A 24,477-nucleotide genomic window follows, 5' to 3' on the forward strand; every position below is an offset into this window, starting at 1 on the left:
GAAAGGGCTTAGGAGGCACGCGGGTTTCGACCCGCGTGCCTTTTGTTTTTGCGAGCTTCTTTTGCGCATGCCTGTCCGCGCATTTCTTTTTGCGCACCGGAAGCGGTGCGGGCGATATTGTCGTATCGGCTACAACACGCGGGGGATGCAGTCGTGACACAGATGATCGATGACGAATGGCGGCGCTGGATCGCCGAGAACCTGTTGCTCGAAGCCTCGCCGGAAGCCGTGCATGCTGTGCTCGTCGAGCATGGGTTCGAACGCGAACACGCGTTATGCGAGATCGATAGCACGTTGCAAAGCCCTTATTTTCAAGCGGGTTCTCGCTTGCGCAATCGTTTGCGTAAGCGCGAATGGATGCTTTCCGTGTACGGCGAGCTGAATCGCATGCGATCGGGGGCGGCATGTGTCGAGCGCCGCGTGCGCCTGTCGCGCGATGCGTTTTACGAGCAGTTCTATTTTCAGAACCGGCCTGTGATCATCACGGGCATGTTCGACTCGTGGCCGGCGCGCAAGCTGTGGAATCTCGATTACTTTCGCGGGCGCTGCGGCCTCGCCGAAGTCGAAGTGCAGTTTGGGCGTGATGCGGATACGAACTACGAGATCAATCAGCCGGCGTTGAAGCGCACGATGCGCTTTGGCGATTACGTCGATCTCGTCGAAAGCGCGGGCGTGACGAATGATTTCTATATGACGGCGAACAACGCGTCGCACAACCGCAGGGCGCTCGCAGCGCTTTGGGCCGATGCACCAGCGATCGGCGAGTATCTGGATCCGGCGCCAACCGACGCAGGCTATTTCTGGTTCGGGCCGGCCGGTACGAAGACGCCGTTTCATCACGACCTGACCAATAATCTGATGGCGCAGGTGATCGGCCGCAAGCGTGTTCTGCTCGTGCCGTTCACGGACACCGCCCACATGTACAACCATCTGCATTGTTATTCGCAGCTCGACGGCGGCGCGATCGATGTCGGGCGGTTTCCGTCTTTCGAACATGCGCGGGTGATCGAGTGCACGATCGAACCCGGCGAACTGCTGTTTCTGCCGATCGGCTGGTGGCACTACGTCGAAGCGCTCGACGTCTCCGTCACGATGACCTACACGAACTTTATCGAGCGCAACGATTTCGGCCGCACGTACAGCACGTATTGCGAACTTTGAGCGGTGCCGCCGCGATAAAAAACGGCGGACCGATGCTCCGGTCCGCCGCCCTCCCTGACGCTTCGGTTGCCGTCGTTAGTTTTTCTGTGCGATGTGTTTCCGTACGGGATAAATCGTAAGGGTTATGCCATTGCGATCGCATGGCTACGCGTCGCGCAAAACTCAAACAGAATCAAGCGCTTCGGCGCGGCGTGTCGAAAGGACGGAGATTCGCTGGAGGATGATGTGTCGCGGAACATGCGGACATATGCGGCTCGCGTAACGTAACGCGAGCGTCGTGACCGCAGTGTTAAAGGCACGCCTTCAGATGCCGAGCCGGCGCAAAACCTTGGGCCCGATGAACGCGACGAGCGCCGCGCACAGCGCGACGACGGACAGCCCGATGGGAAGATTCGTCACCTGTGCCACGCCGCCGATGATCACCGGCCCGAGTAGCAGGCCGAAGTAGGCGAGCCCGGCCACGTGCGCGAGGCCTTCGGCCGCGTGGATGCCCTTAACACGCGCGGCTGCCGCGAACAGCACGGGCATCATGTTGGCGAGACCGAGGCCCATCAGCGTGAAGCCTGTCAGCGCCGCGATGGGATGCGGCAGCAGCAGCGCGCCGATCATGCCCGCGCAAGCCAGTGACGCGCTCGCGGCAATCAGCTGCGGCGCGCCGAATCGCGCGCGGACGGCATCGCCAGCGAAACGCGCGGCCGCCATGCCGCCCGAGAACGCCGCGTAGGCCGCGCTCGCGACGGCCGGCGTCGACGCGACGACATCGCGCATATAGACAGTCGCCCAGTCGTACATCGCGCCTTCCGCGATCAACGCGATCAGCGCGATGGCGCCGAGCGCCCACAACGCGGGCGAGCGCCAGCGGTTACCGCGCGGCGTGTGCGCGTCCGGGTGCTCGGAATGCGGGATGTGCGGCAGCACGGATGGGCACGCGGCCAGCAACACGGCCGCGCTGATCAGCGAGGCGAGCAGCAGATGCACGGCAGGCGCCATGCCGTGCGCGAGCGCCGCGCCGCCGACCGCCGCGCCCGTCATCCCGCCGACGCTGAACATGCCGTGCAGCGCCGACATGATCGGCCGGCCGAGGGTTTCTTCGACGGTGCTGGCTTCCGCGTTCATCGCGACGTCGAGCGTCGCCATGCCCGCGCCGAAGAGCGCGAGCAAGACGAGCAGCATCCAGTAATACGGCACGACGAGAATCAGCGCGCCAGCCGCCGACATCACGAGCCCGCCCGCGAGACACGCGCGCCGCGTGCCGACGCGCGCGATCCACGGCGCATTCGTCACCATCGCGCCGATCGAGCCGCCCGCCACCGCGAACAGCGCGAGCGACAGCATGGCCGGATTCAGCTGGAACCGGTCGCGGACGGTCGGCACGTGGACGCCCCAGGACGCATACATCATCCCCGCGATGAAGAAGAGCGCCATCGTCGCGTAACGGGCGCGGTTGCGCGCGCTCGTGGACAGATTGCGATGCGCGGCGGGCAAGGATGCGGACTCGGACGGACGATCGGACACAGAAAGCTCGGTGATTGAAAACTAAGACGAAGAGGAAACGCAGCTAGGAAGCGCAATGAAAGCGCTTCCACATTCTAACGAAGCATGATGGCTCATGCGGGCAAGTCCCTGAACTAATATCTCCTTTCCAGGCGCGTCGCGTTTAACGGCATCGCGTGGCGCATCAATCACCCGACGAGGACGCGCACTTGAACATTCCCGCTCACGCTCCGCTGCATTTGCTGCATCAGGCCGCCATCGGCACGCTCGCCACCCATGCGCGCCAGCCGCAAGGGTTTCCGTATCCGACGGTGCTGCCGTTCGCGCCGGATTCGCATCATCGCCCGACGATACTCGTGAGCCGGCTCGCCGAGCACACACGCAACCTGCACTCCGATCCGCGCGCCGGCTTCCTGATCGTTCACGCGCCGGACGGCGATGTGCTCAACGGGCAGCGCATCACGCTGGTCGGCACGTTCGAGCATGTCGAGCCGACGCCACCCGTGACTCAGCGGTATCTGCGCTATCACCCGGATGCCGAGCGCTATCTGGTGCTGGGGGATTTCTCGTTCTGGGTGATGTCGGTCGAGCGGATGCGTTACATAGGCGGGTTCGGCGCGATGGGATGGTTGACGCAGGCAGAACTCGATCCCCTCGACCCGGTTTCGTTCGACGAGGAAAACGCGCTCGTCGAATTCTTCGAACGTCACCCGCGACGGCCAGCGCGAGTGCAATTGATGGGCATAGACCGGTATGGCGCGGACCTGAATATTTCGGGCGCTCGCAGCCGCCTGGCCTTCGACACACCGGTGCCCGATGCCGAATGCTTGCACGCTGCTCTTGAAGATTGCATCGCGCGGCACGCCAATGCGTGACAGCTAATGTGGCGCGATTTTTACCGCAAAATCGGGCCGGCATTTTACATTTTGCCGGTTAAAACTCGCATGGCATGAAATGTTTCGGAATAAATTAACCATTGCTTTTCATGCTTTGCCAATTAAATATGAATGTATTCCTCAGATGAGCGTTATTCAGTGGGAGAATAATTGGGCTTCTGAGCCGGTTGATTGCCAGTCGCTTGAAAGTTTATGAAATTGAGATTAATTAATTTTCGCGGGTCTCTTTTCCGAAGTTTCTATTTTGTGTTAATCTCGCCAGCAAATTCCGAGGCATGATCACTTTCCGGACTAATCGGCATAGACCGTCCGTCCATTTATCGAACCACAAGGAAACTATGTCCTCCTACAGGGAACTACTCGCGCAGCGCGAAAAGCTCGAGAAACAGATCGAAGAGGCGAAAGCGCGCGAGTATGCGGAAGTGTTAAACGAGATCAAGCAGAAAATGTCTGATTACGGTATTACGCTGGCTGAACTCGGCGCTGGTGGACGTGCGAAAGCCGTAAAGGCAGCGGGCCGTCCCCGCGCCGGCGTCGCGCCTAAATATCGTGACCCCGCAAGCGGGAGCACCTGGTCGGGCCGCGGTAAGCCGCCGCGCTGGATTGCCGGTCAAGATCGCGAAAAATTTCTCATCGAGAAATAATATGACTTAATGCTTGCACCGCAAGCAACGGATTTAAGAAAAGCCGCGCTCCATTTGGAAGCGCGGCTTTTTATTGGGCCGAGTCTTTTCAATTCTTAGGAAGAACGGCTGCCGGTGATGTGCAGGTATCGATGCGAATGAGTCGCGTTATGATAAGCATATGATTTAAAAGATATTTTTTGTTCACTTAAGAGCGGTTTCACAAAGCGGCGGGTAGAATAAATAGTAACTAAACCCCTTGCCTTCAAATGCCTTCCAACTCGACCGCCCAATCCGCGGAGAAACGGCGCGTAGCCCGCAAAACCACTTTCGTCAGCATCGGACTCAATACGGTGTTGATGTCGGTGCAGATTGTCGTGGGCGTGATTGCGCATTCACAGGCGCTCGTCGCGGACGGCGTGCATTCGCTCGCCGATCTCATTTCCGACTTTGTGGTGCTGGTCGCCAATCGCCATAGCGGAGCCCAACCCGACGCCGACCACAACTACGGACATAGCCGTTATGAAACGGTCGCGTCGCTATTTCTGGGCGGCTTGCTGATCGCGGTCGGCGGCGGCATGTTGTGGCGCGCCGGCGCGCGGCTCACCGATCTGGACAATATTCCCGCTGTCCATATAAGCGCGCTCGCGGTTGCGGTCGTCGTGCTTGTTTCGAAGGAAGCGCTGTTTCGCTACATGCTGCGCGAGGCACAGCGGGTGCGTTCGGCGATGCTGATCGCGAACGCGTGGCATGCGCGCTCGGATGCGGCGTCGTCGCTGGTGGTTGCGTTGGGTATCGTCGGGAGCATTGCCGGCGTGCGGCTGCTCGATCCCGTTGCGGCGGCCGTTGTCGGCTTCATGGTCGCGCGCATGGGCTGGACGTTTGGTTGGGACGCGCTTCAGGATTTGTCCGATCGCGCACTCGACGAATCCGATACCGCCGATCTGCGCGCTCGGATTTTATCGACGCCCGGCGTGCGCGATGTCCACGAACTGCGTACGCGGAAGATGGGTGACTTCGCGCTCGTCGACGCGCATATTCTCGTCGATCCGATGATCTCCGTTTCCGAAGGTCACTACATTGCTGAGACGGCGCGTGCGCGTGTGCTGTCGGACAACCGCGTACTCGACGCGCTAATTCACGTCGATCCGGAAAACGATGCGATTGCGCGGCCACCCGTCAACCTGCCGCCGCGCGCAAAGATCGCGGCTGAAGTGGAATCGGCGCTTGCCGCGCAAGGACTCAAGGCGGCCAGTGTGAATCTGCATTATCTGAGCACGGGACTCGACGTCGAGGTGACGTTGCAACCGTCGAGGCTCGACGCGCTGGAAAGCGAAGTGCATCAACTCGCGCGGGTCGATGTGGAAGCGCTCAAGCACAAGCTGGGTGCGCGCCGCCTGAACGTGACACATGCAGTGGATGTGTCGACGGCTGGCGCGGAACTGGTGCGCGAGCCGCGCGGCGACGGCTGAGTGATTCCCGGCGTCTGAGCGAGCCGGGTTAGAGCGGCAGCTGCGTATCGAACTTGATCTCGCGCAGCACGACGCTCGTGCGCACCTGCGCGACGGCGGGAATCTTGAAAATGCGGTCGTGGAGGAAGGCGTCGTACGCCTTGATATCGGGCGCAACGATCTTGAGGATGTAGTCCGATTCACCCGTCGTGCTGTAGCACTCTGTCACTTCGGGGCAGGTGGCGATTTCCCGTTCGAACTGCTCGACGCCGCCTTCTGTATGCCGCGTCAGGTGAATATGGGCGAGTGCGCACACATGCAGGCCGAGCTTTTCCCGATCGAGCAACGCCGTGTAGCGCTGGATGATGCCCGATTGCTCCATGTCCTTGATGCGTCGCCAGCACGGTGTGCTGGAGAGCCCGACCTGATCGGAGATTTCTTGCACCGAACGTCGCGCGTCCAGCTGCAAAAGACGCAGGATTTTTTGAGAGAACGTATCGAGTGTCAACTGCGCCTCCGTTGTCGCGTCGCCTTTTCGTCAATGGTAGAGGTCGCGGAAACGAAACGCAATGCAAACCGCCCGTACTGAGGGAGATTCCCTAATTTGGCGCTTACTCGGCGGGTTTTTGTCCTGAGTCGTCCCCGTCAGCGCCGGCTGCCACGGCGCTCTGGCTGGCCCGCAGCTCCGCCAGCATGTTGCAGAAGAGCGCGCCTTGCTCGATAGCGTCATCGAGCGCGACGTGCGTGTGCGGATGGTCGTCGAACCAGTGTTTGGGGAAACGCGGCTTGATGCACTTTCGATACGGCAGTCCCGTCATCGCGAACGCGAGCGTCTTGATGTCGAGCGCCGACCACGAGAACGGGCAGCGGCCGGTAAAGCGCATCATGTACCAGAACATGAACGTGAAATCGAAGCCCGCCGGCATCGCGACGAAAACGGGTTTGCCCGGCAACGCCTCGACCCATTCGACATACGCCACGAGCGCCGCCGCCGGCTGCTGCAAGTCCTTGCGGCATGCAGCCCACGCTTCGGGTTGCGTCTTCCACCACGCCTCTTGCACGGGATGCGGCGCGGCGCCTTCGAGCAGCTCCAGGTTCGCCGAGAACGTGCCGATCAACTGCTTGTCGGCCGTGTAAGCGGCCGACGCGAAACTCAGCATCGAATGCGGACCGGGAATCGGGCCGTCCGCTTCGACGTCGGTGCTCACATAGATTTCCGCGCTCATGCACCGACTCCGTCCGCGACGTACGGATTCGTGCGGCGTTCGTCGCCGAATGTCGAGGTGGGGCCGTGGCCCGGAACGAACGTGACGTCGTCGCCGAGCGGCCAGAGCTTGGCGCGGATCGAGCGGATCAGGTCGCCGTGGTTGCCGCGCGGAAAGTCCGTGCGACCGATCGAGCCGGCGAACAGCACGTCACCGACCAGCGCGAGCCGATGCGCGCGGCTGAAGAAGATCACGTGACCGGGCGTGTGGCCGGGGCAGTGATAGACCTCAAGTGTTTCGTCGCCGAATGTCACAGTGTCGTTGTCATCGAGCCAGCGGGTCGGCTCGAACGCCTCAGCAGCGGGAAAGCCGAAGCGCACGCTCTGTTCGGGCAGCTTGTCGAGCCAGAAACGTTCATCGACATGCGGACCTTCGATCGGCACGCCGTAGTGCTCCGCGAGCGTCTTCGCACCGGCGCAATGATCAATGTGGCCGTGCGTCAGTAGCACCTTTTCGATCGACACGTTCTGGCGCTCCACCTCGCCCTTGATGATGTCGAGGTCACCGCCCGGATCGACGATGGCCGCGCGCCCCGTGTTCTCGCAAATGAGCAGGGAACTGTTCTGCTGGAACGGCGTGACGGGCATTAGTGTGACTTTCATGGCGGGGGCGCAAAGCTTGGAAAGCTCGATTGTACCGACCGCAGGGTCACGTGCCATCGGCCAGAAAGCCGAGTGGCGCATGCGCATTTTTGCAGTAATAGTGAGAATTCATCGGGCGGATGAAGCGCCGGGCAACACAGAATTGTGTTTTTGCTATAATGCACATAATGGGTGTGGGAAACCGCACTGTCTTTGGGTGAAAAAGCATTTCGTCCTATGAAACGGGAACGGGCGCTGCTGCTTCACCATCAAGCAAGTGTCGTCGGGTGAATCCGATGACAAATCCAGCATCGATCGCTTTTATCGATGCGCACGTCCTGTCTAGCCAGGTGCCACGCGCCTGCCACGGCCTAGCTGCCGTAACGCTGGATGGGGCCTACGCCGCCTTCCTGAGCGCTGTGAGTTTCCGGCGCTGAGCGTGTTTCACGTTCGATGGCGGCTTGTGGGGTCTGGCCAAAACTGCGGGGACAGTTCCGTCAGACGTGAAAACTAACCGTGCGGTTGCGGCTGAGTGTGCCGCGTCCGGGCTTTCGTCGTCCCGCGCCAGCGTTGCGCGGTGCGCGCTCGCTCATTGCCGCCGGAGTCGCATGCATAGACGCTGTTATTCGCGTGATGCGGCTCGCATTGGTAACAAATTGTCTTATGAAAACTCGGCTACCCCGACGTGTTGGGAGCGTTTTTGCCTTTTTGGCACTCGCCGGTTGCGCGGTGCCTCCGGGCGCGGGCACCCAGGTCAGCGGTGTGTCCGCAACGACCAAGGATGCGCACACTGCGGTCGCCCCGCAGTCGTATGGCTCCGGTCTGAACAATCTGCCTGACACGGCAGAGCAGAAGGGCAAGCTCGCTGACGCAGAGCCGTTGACCGACGGCCCGAATATCGGTGATTTCCATCAGATGGGACGCGCGTCGTGGTACGGACGCGGCTTCCACGGACGCAAGACGGCCAACGGCGAGCGTTTCGACATGCACGCGCTGACGGCTGCGCACCGCACGCTGCCGCTCGGCTCGTACGTGCGCGTGACCAATCCGGCGACGAACGATACCGTCGTCGTGAAGATCAACGACCGTGGTCCGTACGCGCGCGGTCGGGTGATCGATCTTTCTTACGCGGCTGCGAAAATTTTGCACTTGGCCTATATTGGTACGGCACGCGTGAAGATCGAAGGTCTGACGCAGCGTGAAGCGAAGGCCGAAATGAAGGAAATCCTGGCGTCGAATCAGAGCGATTCGAACGAGAAGTAAGAACGTTCTTGAACGATGGCCGTGGACATGAGATGTCCTCGGAAGAAAGGGCTGCGTGATGCAGCCCTTTTTGTTTTCAGTCGTCCTTTTTCAGGGCCAGCGCGCGCGTGTACAGCGCGTTGCGTGAAGCGCCCGTGAGCGTTGCCGCAACTTTCACGGCGCCGCTTACCGATAACTCTTCCAGCAGCATGCCGAGCAGCGCGTCGTGATCGTGCTCGCCTTCGGCATCGACGGGCGCGCCTTCGACGACCAGCACGAATTCGCCGCGTTGCCGGTTGGCATCTTCGGCGAGCCACTTAGGCCCTTCGGCCAGGGTGCAGCGATGCAACGCCTCATGTAATTTCGTCAACTCACGGGCAATCAACAGACGTCGATCGCCGCCGAACGCGTCGGCGAGTGCCTGCACGGTTTCGACGATGCGATGCGGCGCTTCGTAGAACACCATCGCATACGGATGCTTCGTCAGCGGCGCGAGTGCGGCGGCGCGCTGCTTCGCTTTGGGCGGCAGGAAGCCGACGAAAGAAAACGTCGATACCCAGTCGCCCGCGACGCTGAGCGCCGTGGCGAGCGCGCTTGCGCCCGGCAGCGGGACGACGGGGAAACCGGCTTCGCGCACGGCATCGACGAGTTTTGCGCCGGGGTCCGAAATGCCTGGCGTGCCCGCGTCGGAAACGTACGCGATGCGCTCGCCCGCCTGCAGATATTCGACGATGCGCTGCGCGGACTCGCGTTCGTTGTGCTGATGCACGGCGACGAGCGGCTTCGATATGCCGTAGCGCGACAGCAGTTGTCCTGTGTTGCGTGTGTCTTCGGCGGCGATGCGATCCACGAGGCCGAGCACATGCAGCGCGCGCAACGTGATGTCGGCGATGTTGCCGATCGGCGTGGCCACGACGTAAAGCGCGGAAGCGGGGTACTGCTGTCCCTGCGTGAGTTCGGAAAGAGGAGTCATGACACGGAAGACGCAGACAGACGAAACGAGGCCGACATTGTGCCACGCAGCCGAGCGCGCACGAGACCATGCGCGCGATGCCGCGCCGCGCTCGCACAACTTTTCCGGTGGCGCACGGTCCAAAAACGTCGGGGCAGCGTTCGAAGCGCACGCGTTGACGTTTCTTCAGCGGCAGCGTTTGCGGTTCGTCGCGCGTAACGTCGTGTGTCGCGGCGGCGAGATCGATCTGGTGATGCGAGAGCCGGACGGCGCGCTCGTGTTCGTCGAAGTGCGCGCGCGAGCGCACGGCGGATATGGCGGCGCGGCGGCGAGTGTCGTGTGGCAGAAGCAGCAGCGCATCGTGCGCGCCGCGCAGCACTTTTTGTTGGCGCATCATGGCGCGATGCCCGCGTGCCGCTTCGACGTGATCGCGTTCGAGCGCGGACGTCTGGTGTGGCTGCGCGACGCTTTTCGTGCGGACGACTGTTGAGCAGGCGGTTTCGCCGCGTGAGTACGATAAACTTGCGGACGCGAAAAGGGCGGCGCGTGGTGGGTGAATACGCGCCGAACGCTTTGCACGCAGGCGCTGCAGAACGGAACCGCTAAACGGCCTCGCATGTCGCGCCGATCGGAGCGGCTGCGGACCATCGCGCGGGGAAGGGCAACACGTCCAATTGAACCTGCGCTGCCAGGCGGGCAGCGCAAGCAGTACACGATAGAGAGTCGATGTCAGTCGAACGCATTCAACAACACTTCCGCGATAGCGCGGCAGTCACACTCGCAGCACTGGACGCTTTGTCGATGCCGATCGCGGCGGCCGTCGACACGATGTTTGCCGCGCTTGCAAACGGTAACAAGATTCTGGCGTGCGGCAACGGCGGGTCCGCTGCCGACGCGCAATACTTCGCTGCCGAACTGATCGGCGGCTTTGAGCGCGAGCGTCCTGCGTTGGCGGCTATTGCGCTGACGACGGATTCGTCGATCATCACGGGCATCGCCAACGATGCATCGCTCGACCAGATTTTCGCGACGCAGATTCGCGCGCTTGGTCAGCCTGGCGATGTGCTGCTCGCTATCTCGACGTCGGGCAATCCAGCCAATATTCTCGCTGCCGTCGAAGACGCGCACGACCGCGAGATGATCGTGATTGCGCTGTCGGGCAAGGGCGGCGGCAAGATGAACGACGTGCTGCACGATACCGATATCCATATTTGCGCACCGTCCGATCGCACGGCGCGCGTGCAGGAAGTGCATCTGTTGACGATCCATAGTCTGTGCGACGGCATCGATGCGATGTTGCTCGGCGAAGAATGATTCCGAAGGAGAGCGAGTTGATGAGCGCATATCGCGTGAAGAGTACGTTTGTGAGGACCACGCTGGTGGTTGGTCTCGTCGCCGGGTTGGCTGCGACGTTGCAGGGCTGCGTGCTGGCTGTCGGCGCGGCGGCGGGCGGCAGCGCGCTGGTCGCGACCGATCGGCGCACGCTCGGCGCGCAGACGGAAGACCGCGAGATTCAGGTGAAGGCGATGTCGTTGATTAGTCAGAATTTGCCGGACTCGGCTCACGTTAATGTGACGGTGTTTAATCGGCGGGTGCTGCTGACTGGGGAAGTGGCGGGTGAGGTTTCGAAGGCTCGGGCTGAATCGGTTTTGCGTAGCCTCAATAACGTGAATGCGATTATTAATGAGTTGACGGTAGCGCCCGCGAGTTCTTTTTCTTCGCGTAGTAACGATACTTATCTGGAAGGGCGCGTGAAGACGGCGCTGATCGCTGAGAAGGATATTTCGGCGAATAACTATAAGGTGGTTTGTGAGCGTGGTTCTATCTATCTGATGGGGCTCGTTACCGTTGATGAGGGGAATCGCGGGGCGGATGTGGCTAGTCGGGTGCCTGGGGTCACGCAGGTTGTGAAGGTGTTTCAGTATATTCAGCCGCAAGAGGCAGTTGCGGCGTCGGCGGCGGCTGCGTCCGCGGCTTCGGGGGCGCCGGCTGCGGCTGCGGCTCAGCCTGATGCTGAGGTGACGTCGGGCGCGGTGCCGGATTCGTCGGTTACTTCGAAGCCGTTGGAGCAGCAGGCTCCGGCGCCCGTGAGTAATTCGACGCAGGTGCATCCTGGGAATCCGAAGGCGGGGCAATGAGAGTGGGTTTTTGGGGTCTTGGTCTTCGGGCGGTTATGGGGTGCTTGGTTGTGGCTGCTGGGTTTGGGGTTGTTAGCGCCGCTCATGCTGCCGATGCGCCGTCGCGTGGGCTCGCGATCGCTCAGGCTAATGCTTGTATGGGATGCCATGCGGTTGATCGGAAGCTCGTTGGGCCTTCGTTTCAACAGGTGGCTGAGAAGTACAAGGGGAATGCTGGGGCTGCTGTTCTGCTTTCGAAGAAGGTTAAGGATGGTGGCTCCGGCGTCTGGGGCGCGATTCCTATGCCCGCTCATCCGGCGATGAACGATGCTGATATTCGCACTGTCGTCGATTGGGTTCTGGCTGGGGCGCCTTCGAAGTGACGCCGGCTTGTGCTCTGGCACAGTAATTTTTCGTCGTGCTAGAATCGGCAAATCGTGGGGCGGTAGCTCAGCTGGGAGAGCGTCGCGTTCGCAATGCGAAGGTCGGGAGTTCGATCCTCCTCCGCTCCACCAGGAATACGTCCGAAGAATACCTCAGCTCCCCCTGAAAACCCCGTAAGATCAAGGCTTACGGGGTTTTTTCTCGCCTATAATATTGAGATCAGCTCCGCACAAGATTGATCTAATCCGCTCGCAAGTTGGGGTACTTTCCGGGGTACAGCCAACTCGGCGAAAGGGCGATACCCCCAAATGGCTCTCACCGACATTCTCATCCGAAACGCCAAGCCTGGCGAGAGGCCCCAGAAGCTGTTCGACGGCGGCGGGCTCTTTCTGTTTGTTACTCCGGGCGGTGGCAAGCTTTGGCGGCTCAAGTACCGCTTCGAGGGCAAGGAGAGACTGCTGGCCCTTGGCGCTTACCCGGCTGTCAGCCTGAAGGACGCCAGGGAGTGCCGGGATAAGGCCCGAAAATTACTGGCGCAGGGCATCGATCCGAGCGAGCAGCGGAAGGCGGACAAGGCCGAGAAGCTGGCGCGCACCTCCAATTCATTTGAGATCATCGCCCGCGAGTGGTTCGCCAAGTTCGCACCCACCTGGGCTGAAAGCCACTCCAGCAAGATCATCCAGCGGCTGGAAAACGATGTCTTCCCGTGGCTGGGGGCGCGGCCCATCGCGGAGATCAAGGCGCCGGAGCTGCTGGCGGTTCTGCGCCGGATCGAGGAGCGCGGTGCGCTCGACACGGCCCTGCGGGCCAAGCAGAACTGCGGGCAGATCTTTCGTTACGCGGTGGCATCGGGGCGCGCGGAGCGCGATCCCTCGGGGGACCTGCGAGGGGCGCTCGCGCCGATCAGGCGCGAAAATTTCCCCGCCCTCACTGATCCCGTGCAAGTCGGCGAGTTGCTGCGCGCGATTGAGGCGTTCAGGGGCACGTTCGTCGTCAAATCCGCGCTGCAGCTGGCACCCATGCTTTTCGTGCGGCCCGGCGAACTGCGCAGGGCGGTCTGGTCTGGCTTTGATCTTGACAAGGCCGAATGGCGGTATCTTGTTACCAAGACGAGGACAGAACACCTGGTCCCACTGTCGAGCCAGGCGGTTGCCATCCTGCGCGAACTGCATGTCGTGACGGGCAAGCGGGAGCACGTGTTTCCTGGTCGCGACCCGCGCAAGCCAATGAGCGAGGCCGCAATCAATGCCGCCCTGCGGCGTCTGGGGTACGACACGAAGACGGAGATCACGGGGCACGGCTTCCGGGCGATGGCGCGCACGATCCTGCACGAGGAACTTCACGTGAAGCCGGAAGTGATCGAGCATCAGCTTGCGCACAAGGTACCCGATGCGCTGGGCACAGCCTACAATCGCACCCGATTCCTGGCTGAGCGCCGGATCATGATGCAGCAGTGGGCCGACTATCTTGACCGGTTGAAGGCGGGCGCCCAGATCATCCCCATCGGCATCAACGCGCAATAGGTCCAGGCGATAGCGGCGAAGCCAAAGTTGCGCTGCATCTGGTCCTCATAATATAGTTAGGAATCCGATCCATAAGCGTCCGATATGGGCCTGCAACCAGGCGTACGAGCTGACTGGATTGGACCCCGCTGGGAGACGGGCATTGTCACCTGCCAGCTCTCGACGTGGAGCCTTTCAATACTGCTGATCATCAGCAAACCAATCGGAAGAGAGTCGATGTTGTCACAACGTAAGGAGTACAAAGAGGCATGGAGTGCGGTGTTACGCATCGACTTCCTGCGCGCCGAACTGAGCAAGGAAGCAGTCAAGGGCAGGTATGCGCAAGCCAGACGCAAGCGGTTCAAGGAGGAACTGACTGCCAAGGAAAACTACCTGACGCCGCCTGCCAAGCGGGGCGCCCACACCTGGCAGAGACGCGCCATCAAAGAGGTGCGGGCCATCCAGGAGTCGCGGGCTGCGAAGGGCGAACCGCTGCTTTCGTTCAAGGAACTGGTTGAACATGTTCTGGCAATGCCCGCGATGCCGAAGGAGGACTCCGTGGCACGGTTCCTCACTGAAATGGGCCACCGCGGACGACGGGGGAGGCCGAAAAAATCCTAGTATTTCCAATGCGATAGCGCGCTCCCGTGTGCCCTGTTTTTCTCTGGTACCACCGCGTAACAATCACGGCACGCTCCGCAATAATCCTAACCGGTGCGAGCAGGACCGATCTGCGGAGCGGGTTCTGTTCGCCGAGGTGAAAAAGATGTCCTATCCGTCACGCAAGATCCCTCCGGGCGCCAACTGCCTGACGCCGAAACAGGCGTACACCAAGTTTTCCCGACAGAAGACCTGGCTCTGGGACCGCCTGAAGAACGATGCGACGTTCCCACGTCCAATCTATCTGGGGCCTCGTGCGCCGGTTTTCCTGGAGCACGAGCTCGACGCCTGGCTTGGCAGTCTATTTGACGCGGATGTTTAGGAATACTAGTCATATATCTCACTATTCTGGACATTGGAAAACGAAATCATGAAGAAGATTGAAGACGCGCTGAGTGTGTTGAGGCCGTGGTTTGACAACCCCGCGACGCAGGCGGTAACGGTGAGCTGCTTGGCTAGTGCAGCACACGCCGGGCACTTCCGGAGGTCGCAGAATGCGCAAACGCGCGCAAAGGGGGACGCGATGCTCGGGCAAATGAGCGAGGTGCTGCTGATTCCGCATTCGGTACTTGAAACCTACGCGGATGGCATGGCAGCGCTGAACACGTACGAGGGTTTCGAATGGCTGATGAGCAAGATTGGAGGCAAGCATGATCAGTAATGTTCGCCTGGAGACCGCGCTGACGGCGCTGTCGTTAGGCCTGTGCGCTATTCCGGCTGCGGGCCACACCAAGCCTGATAATCCCAAGCGCCCGTTCGGAAACTGGCGTGAATACCAGCGGAAACGCCCTTCATCCGATGATCTCCGGGATCTCTATACGCAGCATCATTTCACCACGGTTGGCCTGGTATGCGGCGACGTCAGTGGTTCCCTTGAGTGTTTGGACTTTGATGACCGGGACGGCTACCAGCTGTTTCGACAGACCGCGAGCGGATCCGAACTTGGCGAACTGATTGGCCGAATCGAAGCGGGATACTGCGAGCTTTCGCCGAAGGGCGTGCATCTGCTTTATTTCTGTGACCACGTCGGCCGCAACCAGAAGCTCAACGATGAGTTGAAGATCGAGACTAGGGGGCGGGGCGGCTTTGTGGTGGTCGCACCGAGTTGTTTTGCTGACCAGCAGGGGCAAAAGCATTACCAGGTGAGGTCGGGCGCGCTGGCATCCATAGTGCGCATCTTGCCCGCAGAGCGCGAACGCCTCCATTCGTATATCCGCGCACTCGGTGTTCGGAAACACTCGACCGAATCAAGCGCAGAGAAGACAGGGGCCGTCAAGATCGCCCAGGGAGGGCGGAACAGCGAGTTGACCTCTCTGGCCGGCTCGATGCGCAGTCGCGGTATGTCCTGCGAGGCTTTGGCAGCCGCTTTGCACGCGGAGAACAAGGCGCGGTGTCATCCGCCTCTGCCCGATCACGAGGTGGAGGCGATTGCGCGCAGCGTGAGCAGGTATCCGCATGGCCATCAACCCGGCGCAGCGGCGTCGATCATCTGGAAGGCGCCTGAACCGCTGCCGTCGGGCTTGCCCTCTGTTCCGCTCTTTGATGCGGCGACGCTGCTTCCGTCCGGGCTGGCGGAATGGGTTATTGACACGGCGTATCGTCTGCAGTGCCCGCCCGACTATGCGGCAGTTGGCCTCATGGTCGCACTTTCGTCGGTGATCGGGGGGCGCATTTGTATCCGTCCCAAGCAACTCGACACCTGGACGGTCACGCCGAACCTCTGGGGCATGATCATCGGGCGCCCGAGCACGCTGAAGTCCCCCGCGCTTGCAGCGGCGTTGGCCCCGCTGAAGGAACTCGACGCCTCCGCGCAGGCGGCTTACGAGGCGCAAATGCAGACATATCACGCGGCGCAAATGGCCCACGACCTTGCGCTCGGAAACGCCAAGAGACAGGTGACGAAAGGGAACGTCGCCCTCCAGCAGAACGGCCAGATTGTGTCCAGCATCGCATCGGTCTTGCAGCAACAGCCGGCGAAGCCGAAGCGCATGCGCTACATAGTCAATGACGCAACGGTCGAGAAGCTTGGCGAAATCCTGTCTGAGAACCCGAATGGAGTGCTCTTGTTTCGCGACGAGCTCAAGGGCTTTCTTGCTGAGCTTGACGGCGAGGATAACGCCGTAAGGCGCGCGTTCATCTTGCAGGCGTGGGAGGGAAACGGTGGCTACGATTTTGATCGCATCGGGCGCGGCCACATCCGCATTGAGCGCACGATCCTGTCGGTGCTGGGAAGCACGCAACCCGGCGTGATCGAGGCGTATCTCGCCAATGCGCTGCGCGGTGGGGTGGGCGATGATGGCCTGATGCAGCGGTTCCAACTCGCAGTCTATCCCGATGATCGCGACACCTCCACGCTGATTGACGCGCAGCCGAATCTTCAGGCGGCAGGCATGGTCGCGGCACTGTTCAAGCGCCTTGCTCACCTGGACCCGACCAGCATCGGTGCTCAACAGGCAAATATTGGTGGACACGAGGGCCGCTGGTATCTGCATTTCGCACCCGATGCTCAGGATATCTATAACGCCTGGTATCCGAAGCTCATGAGACAGACGAATCGTGCGTCGCATGCCGCCGTCGGGTCGCATTTCGGGAAGTATCGCAGTCTCGTTCCTTCGTTCGCGCTCATTATTCATTTGGCTGCGGGTGGCGTCGGGCCGGTTAGCAAGCCAGCGCTGCAACTCGCGATCGGATGGGCCGCCTACCTTAGGCTGCACGCCAAACGGATCTACAACTATTCGACTCGCGGCGATGCATTGGCCGCTTTGGCGCTGGGCGAGGCGATCCAGGCTGGCAAGCTGCGGGATGGTTTCTCGCTGCGCGATCTGCAGCGAAAGAACTGGTCTGGTCTGCCGACTCGCGAACGCTGTCAGCAGGCGATTGAGATTCTCGCTGAGCGAAACTGGCTGTGTATTGAGCGCGTCGAGAGTAACGGCAAAGTAACGGAGCGCTGCCGCATCAACCCCGCATTGTTCAAGGAGAAAAACTAGGAGCAAATCTGTCAGTGTTGTCAGTGAAGCCATGGATCAATCTGCAAATATATAGTGATGTAGGCCTAACTAAAATGCCGAAGTGCAAGGGAGCCCTAAATAGCACTGACAACACTGACGAGCCTATCGCCATACGCCGTGAGATAAGTCGGGCGCGTTGAAGCAGGAAATCACCCAACCAACATCGAGATAGCATATGAGTGCGTACATCAAGCAATTGAATCGCATGCTGCAGACCACATTGCCCACGCAGTCACCGCTCCGTCAGCAGTTTGAGAACTGGTACGGCTCGCTGCCGGAGATTGTTCGTAACCGCCCGTTTTCGATGGTCGAGTTCGAGGTGGCTCTCGACACACAAGGGAAGTACATCAGCGCCGTGTTGCTTGACCTCGGGTGGCGGCGCAAGCGCCGCTGGAATACCCGCGGTCAGTATCATCGCTATTGGGAGCCGCCCGCCCCGGCTTGCGAGGAGCATTCGCGTTGACGGATAGCGCGCATTCATTCGATCGAGAACTCACCGGAGGGCTGCCCTCCTGTAAAGACCTTCGCGGTCGCTTAAGCTTACTTGCGTTGTTTTGGGTAACAAGACGGACATTTCTTGTGGCCGTTGCAGCGCGAATCGACGCGCGCTCGCCAAACGTGCGAAGGATCAATCTTGCACTGCCACCAAGCGGTTCGGCCGCTTCCAGGCAGCACGGAGTCGGCGGCCCGGTTGTTCAGGTCGGGATGCCATTCACGGGCCAGATCCGGGCGCGTCGCAGCCAAGGACCTCTTGGGGTCGGTCTTCTTGCCATTGCAATACGGGCAGCCCGATCCCAACCGAGTACGATTCTTTACGGAAGCAGACCATTCATGGCTTGGATCTGCTGGGCATCGCCACCATACGACCTTGTGGCTCCCTTTTCCTACTTCCTCAGGGCAAAGCGGAAAGTTCTTTTCGTAATGCCATTGGCTGGCGACTTGGGGAGCCAGGCTGGCGAGGGAATTTTCCGGGGTGATCTTCCTGTTGCTGCATATGGGGCAGCCGCACCCGCTGACTCGGCTAAGAACGGTAGCCTCCCACTCGTGCTTTGAGTTATTCTTGCAGAGCCACCAATATTTCTTTGCAGTGCCAGGCGCAATCCGCAACGGATGCTTATCACCATTTTTGATTGGGTGGAACTCCCGTGCAAGCTGAGGATAAAGATGCCAGAGCGAGTCCCCTGGCAGGACAACGCGTCGGGCGCAATACGTACAGCCCTTTCCCTGAACACGACCTTTGACAGAGCCTAGGTAGGCGCCGTGACGCTCGCATCGCCAGAACACCTTTATGTCGCTATTTGGAGCGACGTTGGCCGGGGACAGGCGCCCATTCTTTTCGACATCCAAGATCGCAGCGATTTCGGGATACAGGTCCTGAAGGGACTTGCCGGGCAAAGGGCCGGGGAGAGCTGAACATAGGTCGACGTATGCTTGGTCGGCGGCAAACTGAACGCGATTAAGGTATTTTTCGATGGCTCGCTTGTGTTTGGTAGGTAGTGCGACAGTACGCAGCAGCGAGAGTAGCCGCTGGATATCTTGAACGGACAAGTCGCTCCTTTCGTCGATTGGTAAGCTTGTACCAATCTTGGGCAATGAACGATCCCGGATTCGCACCACGCGATAGCCGAGTTTTATAAAGGTTTTAGTGTTGGCGCGATCTTTCTCGACCTTGTTGGCGTGATACCGCTTTCCGTCGTATTGCACGGCGACACGTAGCGACGGGATCAGCAGATCTGCTTCCAAATGCGCTCCGATTTTTTCTCGGTGAAGGATGTCATGAAATATCGTACGGAGTTCGCAGAAGCACCGGATTTCGGCCCTGGACGACTGTCTCGTGCACTTCGGACAGCCGCTTCCCAGGTGGTGGCGGCTCTGGACAGTGGCTTGCCATTCGTGCCTGTACCGGCAGAGCCACCACACCATCGCGTCGCTGCCGAGCGTTACATCAGTTGGGCGGAGTGTTCCATTTTTCTCAGGGTGCCAATCTTCGGCTAGGTCAGGCCGCAATGCGGTCAGAGAACGTCCCGGTGAAATGTAATACCCCCTGCAATAAGGGCAGCCATTGCCTCGCGCGCGCGATTTCACCGTGGCCAGCCATTCGTGGTCTTGTTCACAAATCCAATAAACCTTTTTGTGACTACCGGACGTAACGTCTGTCGCGCACAGTTCGCCGTTCTTGGAAGGGTGCCATTGAGCCGCAAGACTAGGGTGAGTCGTAACAAGGCAGTTGCTCACATCGACCTTACGGCCCGCGCAGTACGGGCAACCGGTTTCCCCGTAGAAACGATTGGAAGGCGACGCCGGCCAGCAGTGCTTGGCGTTGTCCTTGCAGCGCCACCACACCTTACGATCAGAACCGAGCGTCAAGTCCGAAGGACAGAGATCCCCGTTGAGCTCGCGATCCCATTCGGGCAAGAAATCCGGATTGGCCGCAGCAAGAGTTGGCTGCGAGTAACGGATGCGACGCTTCTCGCTTTTCCTCGCGCCCATGACAGTTGCCCGACATTCCCAATAGCCAGCAGTGAACAGAGACAGTCCTGACCCGCGTCCGTGATCGGGCCCCTTCAATCCTATTTTGGGATTATCCCAAAACAGGTTTACTTACTCAAGGCTCCCGTTTCTTGGTCAGCCTTGGTGAAATCCACGAATACTCCGGAATACCGTGTGGTACTTGGTCGCCTCGTCACAGCAAGGAAAGCGAGCGGGCTCAGTCAAGCGGAATTGGCGTCGCGCCTCGGACGTCCGCAGTCGTACATTGCGAAAATCGAGATCGGTGAGCGCCGAATCGACGTGGTTGAATTTTTAGAACTTGCCCGAGTCTTGGGCGTTAGCCCGGCGAGCGTTCTGGAAAACCTCTGCTAGCGCGGGGACGAACAATCGGTCGTTCATTCAGTTGGCGAATTGTTCTGAGAGGTCGACGGTAGTCATGGTCGGCCAGCTGCTTCATCACGCGTACATCGTGCATTCAACGGGCAATTTGCTTGGGAAGGAGCGGTGAAACGCGGAATGGGTCGAGGACGGCAACCACACCGGATATACAGCCGTCCGTCTCGGCGTATATGAGGCTCGCTGTGCAGCCGTTGCCTCTGCGCTGCAGTAGGGATCGACACTGATCCGTGAGGCACACGCGATAGGTAGCCTGTGATCCCCCGAACTAAACCTTGCGAAAGCTCGCACTGCGCCGAGACGGCCAACTTAGGCCCTCGTGATGAAGGCACTGTACTGGTCTAAGTGCGATTGAGGATATTCGTCTCCGGTAGCAGAATGTAGCTTGAGGGAGTGATAGAAATGCATCCACGGACGTAAGACAGCCCGCCACCTTTGTTCGTAGCGTGGCAGGAGGAGGAAACGATGCCAAAGGTAGAACGAATCGACACTGCACGAATGGACCGCCTGGAGCGTGTCGAGCTGGACCGTCACGAGTCGGTGCTTGAGAGGCTGGACGAGATAGCAGACCGCATCGACAGATTGGAATCTGTCGCGTCGCTGGTGCTGGCGCATGTCAGCACGGCGCGGGTTGGGCGACTGGATTGAGCGAGCATTTGCTTACTGCAACGATCAATGTATTGGAGCGTGAGTTCCGCCGCCTGCGGGCATTCGTCGGCACTTAATAGTCTTGCGCTGATTGGGGACGAATATTCGCTCGTCTATGTGTCTGTGTTGTCAGTGCCACGAACGTGTTGAGGAATCTGGTACTGCAAGATCCTGGGACTGTTTTAATGCCCGAACATCCGAAAAGCGCTGACAACACTGACACACTCATGCGTGACCCGAGGTAGGTACGTTGACAGCCGTGTCGCAATCTAACCACCACCGAGTTAGCACACGAGCGCGTACGTCAAGCAACTCTATCTCATGATAGAAATCCGTCTTCCGGCCACATCGTGATTTCAGCAACATACATGCCTCAGAAGTTTCCGCCGCCTGAAAATGAACCGCTAGACGGTGTTGCCAATGCACTGACCGTGCAGTTTCGCCGGGCTTTAGAGTTACCGCGATTGAGGCGGTAGTCTGCTGCCGATTCTGTGGACAGCGGGTTCAGATTATCCGGATTGCTCCACACCGTAGCAACCATCGTCTCCGGCCCCACTGCACATTCGTTGCTCCGCATTCGATCCTACGAGTGCTTAGCCACAATATCGTGAATCTGACCAGGCGCAAACGCCACGTCCCAGCACCAAACGCCAAACCCACCCCGTTGATTCACTCCTGTCACCCACGCATCCAGCGCAGAGCGCTTTGCGCGGTTCTGCGCATCATCTTCGCCCTTGATTTCCAATACCAGCGTTTTACCATTGGCCAGCCGGATAAGAAAGTCGGGCAGATAGCGGCGGCGGGACCCGTTCCACATGTACCGGATCTGAAAACCCAAGTGATCGTTCTTGACGTAGGCAAATACCTGAGTTGACCCCTCGAACACGTTGGCAGCGTAGCCCTCCCAAGCGCTATCACCGACGATGCGGCTGACTTGGGATTTCCGCGTCGGCAAGTTCGGCTTGGTTGTGTACCAGGTCCGCATGTCTCGGGTCGAGCCGATGGGCGAATCCTCATCAAACACCAACTCCACACGCTCCACGTGGTTCTCGAACACATGCCGCAATAGGTGCTGGACAATCGTATCTACGTTCAACGTCATGAGGATACGCTTGCGAAGCGGTTCGGCGTGGAATTGGCTTGGAACTTGCAATTTAGCCGAGGCAATGAACTGCTCAACGATGCGTACCAGCTGGAACGTCAGGTATTCTGGTTGACCGCTGAAGTTCGACTTCATCTGCTCGAAAGCTTTTCGTGCGGCCAGGAACACTAGGCGTTGCAGGCGAAATTCTTCGTCCAATCTTTCGAGATTGATGCTATGGATCTGATCCCAGCCCGTTGCGCCGCTGAGTGCTGGTGCGATGTCGGCGGAGATAAGCGTTTCTTCCGGCTTCAAGATCAAGTCGTCCACGGAATCCCAGCGGATGTCTAACACCGGTTTCACCACTGGATCGACGCGCAGCACATTCGGCCAGCGGATTTCCAACGCATTACGCTCTGGTAGAGATTGGACCTCGAAACTCTGCTTCGGTGGGGGAGGCGAGACGCCTTCGCTATCGTCATTCTGGAAAATTGACAACGGCACACCGAATACGTTGACGTATTCCGGCATGAAGAGGCCGTTTTGGTCGGTCTCATAGCTGACGCGACGCAAACCACGCCCGATGACCTGCTCGCACAGGAGCTGGCTTGTGAAGGCCCGCAATCCCATAATATGGGTCACGTTTTTGGCGTCCCATCCCTCCGAGAGCATCGCCACCGAAATCACGGACTGTAGACGCTGCCCTACCTTGCCACGCTTACCGACGTTGTCCACAATTTCGCGCAGCAGTTCCTCCTTATTTAGGTCCAGCAACTGCGCCTCGACATCAGAGGATAGCCCTGCCGCACGGACAATTTCATGCAGGCGAACTTCATAGTCTTTTGCACTAGAGAAGTAATCACGCTGCTCTTTTAGAATCGAAACGTTGTTGAAGAGCCACTCTTCAATTTTCGCGTTTGGCCATTTCCGGATTTCAGAGAGCTCGCGAGCAGATTTGGCGCACAACTCGGCGAGAATTGAGAGTTTGTCAGCCACCCTCTTGGCGGCCTTGTAGCGAGCCTTCTGCGCATCAGTCTTGCATAGAGCATTTACGATCGCGGCCATCTTGTCTTTGGCCAACGAGTCAAGGGTGGCCGTTTCGCCTATCTCGGCCTTCTCCAGCACACGCGAATCTACCCGCAGTGTCTTATCGGGGGCCTTGAGCTCGGGCCACAGTACGTCACCCCGAGTAAAGTAGTACTCAATACGCGCGGCCGTTTCAGTACGGTTGCATACCGTCAGCATCACCGGTGGCGGCGCCGTCCGATCAGTTTCGGCCCACGCCTCAGCAGTTTTCCGCCAGTCTGCCCCAAGCAACGTGTAGGCATCCTGCACGAGCTTCGGCAATGCCTCGTGCGGCTGCGCTGCTTTTCGGTTCAAATCGTCCTGAACTTCGGGCTCGCGGTAGAGATGGTAGAGCTTAGGCTTCAAGTCCTGGGCATTGGGAACGCTGCTGTCTCGCACCACGATGCGTGGGGTTTTAACCAAGCCGCCTTCGATGGCATCGTTTAGGCCAAAGTCAGAAACAATCCAGCCGAAAAGCGCTGCATCGGTATTGGTACGCCCCGAAGGTACAAAAGGGGTCGCCGAAAGATCGAAACACCGAGCAATACCGCGGGTCTTGTGCAGCCTGTCTAGTCCCTCGACCCATCGCGTGGCCTCGTCTAGGTCTAGCCCAAACTCCTCAGCGTCCTTCTTGCTGATCTTGTTTTCTGGCCGCTGACGGTAAGCATGATGGGCCTCGTCGTTGATTATGGCGATGTTCTTATAGCTTGCGAGTTTGCCTAAGATTCGGCGGGTAAAAGCCTCGTCGCTTTCAACGCCTTTTTTGACCACCGATCGTTCGGGTTCCTTAAGGGGCATCAACGCATGCCAGTTCTCAATCAGCAACTCGACTTGATTGAGCTTGTGGCGTAATGCTGAGCTTGGGCACAGGCCGAAGGCATCGTAATAGTTTTCAGGGTGCGCAGGCTGCAGGACTTGCAGGCGCTCGCGTACGGTCAGGCCTGGAGCAACAATGAAGATGGCTCGGGAAAAATCCTTGTTGCGTTTGGGATAGGCCAACGCGTTTAATACCTGCCACGTAATGATCATGGCCATCACGGTGGTCTTTCCGCTGCCAGTGGCCATCTTGTTGCAGATGCGCTCCCACAGCCCCCCATCACTTTCAAGGTAAATGCCTTGTTTGAAATCTGCTGCCGCCTCCACCCACCAGATCAGTGTTTCGATGGCTTCTAGTTGGCAGAAGTAGAACGGCAAAGTGCGAGCGGCGCGGTCATGCCAATGCGCAAGAAGCTCTCGCGTCACGGTGGTAATGCCCGGGTACTCTGCCTCACGCCATGCGTCGACACGTTCACGCACGCGGTTGACGAAATCCAATGACACGCTGCGGCTGCGATTTTCTCGGGTATCAACTACTTCATAGGCGGCTGGACGGCGGCCGTCGATCAGTTCGAGTTGTGAGCCGTTTAGTTGACGCCAATAGCGCTGCGGGCGCTCGTAGGGTGAGTTAATAATGAGCGACAT

At 59.5% G+C, this 24,477-nt stretch carries 24 protein-coding genes and 1 tRNA gene; 18 read left to right on the top strand and 7 right to left on the bottom strand.

The window, feature by feature from the left end; genetic code table 11:
* Positions 1–162 precede the first annotated feature (162 nt).
* Entirely contained in the window at positions 163–1,161 is a 999-nt protein-coding gene (locus H1204_RS00590) for a cupin-like domain-containing protein (RefSeq protein WP_180730823.1), read from the top strand.
* Between the two features lie 303 nt (positions 1,162–1,464).
* On the opposite strand, the gene H1204_RS00595 is transcribed toward H1204_RS00590, so the two are convergent.
* On the bottom strand, positions 1,465–2,676 hold the full coding sequence (locus tag H1204_RS00595; protein ID WP_180729375.1) for an MFS transporter: 1,212 nt from the start codon (positions 2,674–2,676) through the stop codon (positions 1,465–1,467).
* Positions 2,677–2,864: 188 nt separating this feature from the next.
* Here H1204_RS00595 and H1204_RS00600 point away from each other — a divergent pair, with 188 nt between their 5' ends.
* From H1204_RS00600 to H1204_RS00610, 3 genes are all read left to right on the top strand, one after another.
* The gene (locus H1204_RS00600) at positions 2,865–3,530 is read left to right on the top strand and encodes a pyridoxamine 5'-phosphate oxidase family protein (RefSeq protein ID WP_180729376.1); all 666 of its coding nucleotides are present in this window, start codon (positions 2,865–2,867) and stop codon (positions 3,528–3,530) included.
* Positions 3,531–3,889: 359 nt separating this feature from the next.
* Positions 3,890–4,195 carry an H-NS histone family protein gene (locus H1204_RS00605; protein WP_007582165.1) on the top strand — a complete coding sequence of 102 codons (306 nt, stop codon included), beginning with the start codon at positions 3,890–3,892 and terminating at the stop codon, positions 4,193–4,195.
* Between the two features lie 248 nt (positions 4,196–4,443).
* The gene (locus H1204_RS00610; RefSeq protein ID WP_180729377.1) at positions 4,444–5,646 is read left to right on the top strand and encodes a cation diffusion facilitator family transporter; all 1,203 of its coding nucleotides are present in this window, start codon (positions 4,444–4,446) and stop codon (positions 5,644–5,646) included.
* Between the two features lie 28 nt (positions 5,647–5,674).
* Here the strand turns inward: H1204_RS00610 and H1204_RS00615 are convergent, their stop codons facing one another.
* The 3 genes from H1204_RS00615 to H1204_RS00625 all read right to left on the bottom strand — a co-directional run bounded on the left by H1204_RS00615 (position 5,675) and on the right by H1204_RS00625 (position 7,492).
* Positions 5,675–6,133, bottom strand: coding sequence for an Lrp/AsnC family transcriptional regulator (locus H1204_RS00615; protein ID WP_007582169.1), 459 nt, complete (start codon positions 6,131–6,133; stop codon positions 5,675–5,677).
* 103 nt (positions 6,134–6,236) lie between these two features.
* A complete protein-coding gene (locus tag H1204_RS00620) occupies positions 6,237–6,851 on the bottom strand; it encodes an exonuclease (protein ID WP_042313001.1) in 615 nt (204 codons plus the stop codon).
* The gene (locus H1204_RS00625; RefSeq protein ID WP_180729378.1) at positions 6,848–7,492 is read right to left on the bottom strand and encodes an MBL fold metallo-hydrolase; all 645 of its coding nucleotides are present in this window, start codon (positions 7,490–7,492) and stop codon (positions 6,848–6,850) included. The genes H1204_RS00620 and H1204_RS00625 overlap by 4 nt, the downstream gene beginning before the upstream one ends.
* Positions 7,493–8,104: 612 nt before the next feature.
* Between H1204_RS00625 and H1204_RS00630 the strand changes: the two genes are divergently transcribed.
* Entirely contained in the window at positions 8,105–8,734 is a 630-nt protein-coding gene (locus tag H1204_RS00630) for a septal ring lytic transglycosylase RlpA family protein (RefSeq protein ID WP_180730824.1), read from the top strand.
* Positions 8,735–8,810: 76 nt separating this feature from the next.
* Here H1204_RS00630 and rsmI read toward each other — a convergent pair whose 3' ends face one another.
* Positions 8,811–9,686: a 16S rRNA (cytidine(1402)-2'-O)-methyltransferase gene (gene rsmI, locus H1204_RS00635; RefSeq protein WP_180729379.1), complete on the bottom strand. Its 876-nt coding sequence runs from the start codon at positions 9,684–9,686 to the stop codon at positions 8,811–8,813.
* Here rsmI and H1204_RS00640 point away from each other — a divergent pair.
* From H1204_RS00640 to H1204_RS00690, 11 genes are all read left to right on the top strand, one after another.
* On the top strand, positions 9,685–10,155 hold the full coding sequence (locus H1204_RS00640; RefSeq protein WP_180729380.1) for a YraN family protein: 471 nt from the start codon (positions 9,685–9,687) through the stop codon (positions 10,153–10,155). The genes rsmI and H1204_RS00640 overlap by 2 nt on opposite strands.
* Positions 10,156–10,391: 236 nt before the next feature.
* A complete protein-coding gene (locus H1204_RS00645; protein ID WP_180729381.1) occupies positions 10,392–10,979 on the top strand; it encodes a phosphoheptose isomerase in 588 nt (195 codons plus the stop codon).
* A 20-nt stretch (positions 10,980–10,999) separates the two neighbouring features.
* Positions 11,000–11,803, top strand: coding sequence for a BON domain-containing protein (locus H1204_RS00650; RefSeq protein ID WP_180729382.1), 804 nt, complete (start codon positions 11,000–11,002; stop codon positions 11,801–11,803).
* Positions 11,800–12,165, top strand: a complete 366-nt coding sequence (locus H1204_RS00655) for a c-type cytochrome (RefSeq protein ID WP_180729383.1) — start codon at positions 11,800–11,802, stop codon at positions 12,163–12,165. Before H1204_RS00650 ends, H1204_RS00655 begins: the two co-directional genes overlap by 4 nt.
* 56 nt (positions 12,166–12,221) lie before the next feature.
* Positions 12,222–12,297, top strand: a tRNA-Ala gene (locus H1204_RS00660).
* Positions 12,298–12,474: 177 nt separating this feature from the next.
* Positions 12,475–13,689 (top strand): integrase arm-type DNA-binding domain-containing protein, encoded by a 1,215-nt coding sequence (locus tag H1204_RS00665; protein WP_180729384.1) that lies wholly within the window; start codon positions 12,475–12,477, stop codon positions 13,687–13,689.
* 258 nt (positions 13,690–13,947) lie between these two features.
* Positions 13,948–14,289, top strand: a complete 342-nt coding sequence (locus tag H1204_RS00670) for a hypothetical protein (protein ID WP_180729385.1) — start codon at positions 13,948–13,950, stop codon at positions 14,287–14,289.
* 145 nt (positions 14,290–14,434) lie between these two features.
* Positions 14,435–14,650: an AlpA family phage regulatory protein gene (locus tag H1204_RS00675; RefSeq protein ID WP_180729386.1), complete on the top strand. Its 216-nt coding sequence runs from the start codon at positions 14,435–14,437 to the stop codon at positions 14,648–14,650.
* Positions 14,651–14,698: 48 nt separating this feature from the next.
* Positions 14,699–14,989, top strand: coding sequence for a hypothetical protein (locus H1204_RS00680; protein WP_180729387.1), 291 nt, complete (start codon positions 14,699–14,701; stop codon positions 14,987–14,989).
* The gene (locus H1204_RS00685; protein WP_180729388.1) at positions 14,979–17,315 is read left to right on the top strand and encodes a DUF3987 domain-containing protein; all 2,337 of its coding nucleotides are present in this window, start codon (positions 14,979–14,981) and stop codon (positions 17,313–17,315) included. The genes H1204_RS00680 and H1204_RS00685 overlap by 11 nt, the downstream gene beginning before the upstream one ends.
* Positions 17,316–17,511: 196 nt before the next feature.
* The gene (locus tag H1204_RS00690; protein ID WP_180729389.1) at positions 17,512–17,799 is read left to right on the top strand and encodes a hypothetical protein; all 288 of its coding nucleotides are present in this window, start codon (positions 17,512–17,514) and stop codon (positions 17,797–17,799) included.
* 77 nt (positions 17,800–17,876) lie between these two features.
* On the opposite strand, the gene H1204_RS51120 is transcribed toward H1204_RS00690, so the two are convergent.
* Entirely contained in the window at positions 17,877–19,079 is a 1,203-nt protein-coding gene (locus H1204_RS51120) for a zinc-ribbon domain-containing protein (protein WP_243468534.1), read from the bottom strand.
* A gap of 921 nt (positions 19,080–20,000) precedes the next feature.
* On the opposite strand from H1204_RS51120, the gene H1204_RS00700 reads away from it, so the two are divergent.
* Positions 20,001–20,198, top strand: a complete 198-nt coding sequence (locus H1204_RS00700) for a helix-turn-helix transcriptional regulator (RefSeq protein WP_243468645.1) — start codon at positions 20,001–20,003, stop codon at positions 20,196–20,198.
* A gap of 489 nt (positions 20,199–20,687) precedes the next feature.
* Entirely contained in the window at positions 20,688–20,870 is a 183-nt protein-coding gene (locus H1204_RS00705) for a hypothetical protein (protein WP_180729392.1), read from the top strand.
* 583 nt (positions 20,871–21,453) lie between these two features.
* Here the strand turns inward: H1204_RS00705 and H1204_RS51125 are convergent.
* A complete protein-coding gene (locus H1204_RS51125; RefSeq protein WP_180729393.1) occupies positions 21,454–24,477 on the bottom strand; it encodes a DEAD/DEAH box helicase family protein in 3,024 nt (1,007 codons plus the stop codon).

Origin of the sequence: Paraburkholderia sp. PGU19, assembly GCF_013426915.1 — a bacterium.
In the GTDB taxonomy this organism is placed as follows: Bacteria; Pseudomonadota; Gammaproteobacteria; order Burkholderiales; family Burkholderiaceae; genus Paraburkholderia.

Bases quoted from the DNA above. Each gene is read 5' to 3' on its own strand.
- H1204_RS00675 (WP_180729386.1), top strand. From the start codon at position 14,435: ATGTCCTATCCGTCACGCAAGATCCCTCCGGGCGCCAACTGCCTGACG.
- H1204_RS00630 (WP_180730824.1), top strand. From the start codon at position 8,105: ATGCGGCTCGCATTGGTAACAAATTGTCTTATGAAAACTCGGCTACCC.
- H1204_RS00590 (WP_180730823.1), top strand. From the start codon at position 163: ATGATCGATGACGAATGGCGGCGCTGGATCGCCGAGAACCTGTTGCTC.
- H1204_RS00680 (WP_180729387.1), top strand. From the start codon at position 14,699: ATGAAGAAGATTGAAGACGCGCTGAGTGTGTTGAGGCCGTGGTTTGAC.
- H1204_RS00665 (WP_180729384.1), top strand. From the start codon at position 12,475: ATGGCTCTCACCGACATTCTCATCCGAAACGCCAAGCCTGGCGAGAGG.
- H1204_RS00705 (WP_180729392.1), top strand. From the start codon at position 20,688: ATGCCAAAGGTAGAACGAATCGACACTGCACGAATGGACCGCCTGGAG.
- H1204_RS00685 (WP_180729388.1), top strand. From the start codon at position 14,979: ATGATCAGTAATGTTCGCCTGGAGACCGCGCTGACGGCGCTGTCGTTA.
- H1204_RS00620 (WP_042313001.1), bottom strand. From the start codon at position 6,851: ATGAGCGCGGAAATCTATGTGAGCACCGACGTCGAAGCGGACGGCCCG.
- rsmI (WP_180729379.1), bottom strand. From the start codon at position 9,686: ATGACTCCTCTTTCCGAACTCACGCAGGGACAGCAGTACCCCGCTTCC.
- H1204_RS00690 (WP_180729389.1), top strand. From the start codon at position 17,512: ATGAGTGCGTACATCAAGCAATTGAATCGCATGCTGCAGACCACATTG.
- H1204_RS51125 (WP_180729393.1), bottom strand. From the start codon at position 24,477: ATGTCGCTCATTATTAACTCACCCTACGAGCGCCCGCAGCGCTATTGG.
- H1204_RS00655 (WP_180729383.1), top strand. From the start codon at position 11,800: ATGAGAGTGGGTTTTTGGGGTCTTGGTCTTCGGGCGGTTATGGGGTGC.
- H1204_RS00605 (WP_007582165.1), top strand. From the start codon at position 3,890: ATGTCCTCCTACAGGGAACTACTCGCGCAGCGCGAAAAGCTCGAGAAA.
- H1204_RS00610 (WP_180729377.1), top strand. From the start codon at position 4,444: ATGCCTTCCAACTCGACCGCCCAATCCGCGGAGAAACGGCGCGTAGCC.
- H1204_RS00640 (WP_180729380.1), top strand. From the start codon at position 9,685: ATGACACGGAAGACGCAGACAGACGAAACGAGGCCGACATTGTGCCAC.
- H1204_RS00645 (WP_180729381.1), top strand. From the start codon at position 10,392: ATGTCAGTCGAACGCATTCAACAACACTTCCGCGATAGCGCGGCAGTC.
- H1204_RS00650 (WP_180729382.1), top strand. From the start codon at position 11,000: ATGAGCGCATATCGCGTGAAGAGTACGTTTGTGAGGACCACGCTGGTG.
- H1204_RS00625 (WP_180729378.1), bottom strand. From the start codon at position 7,492: ATGAAAGTCACACTAATGCCCGTCACGCCGTTCCAGCAGAACAGTTCC.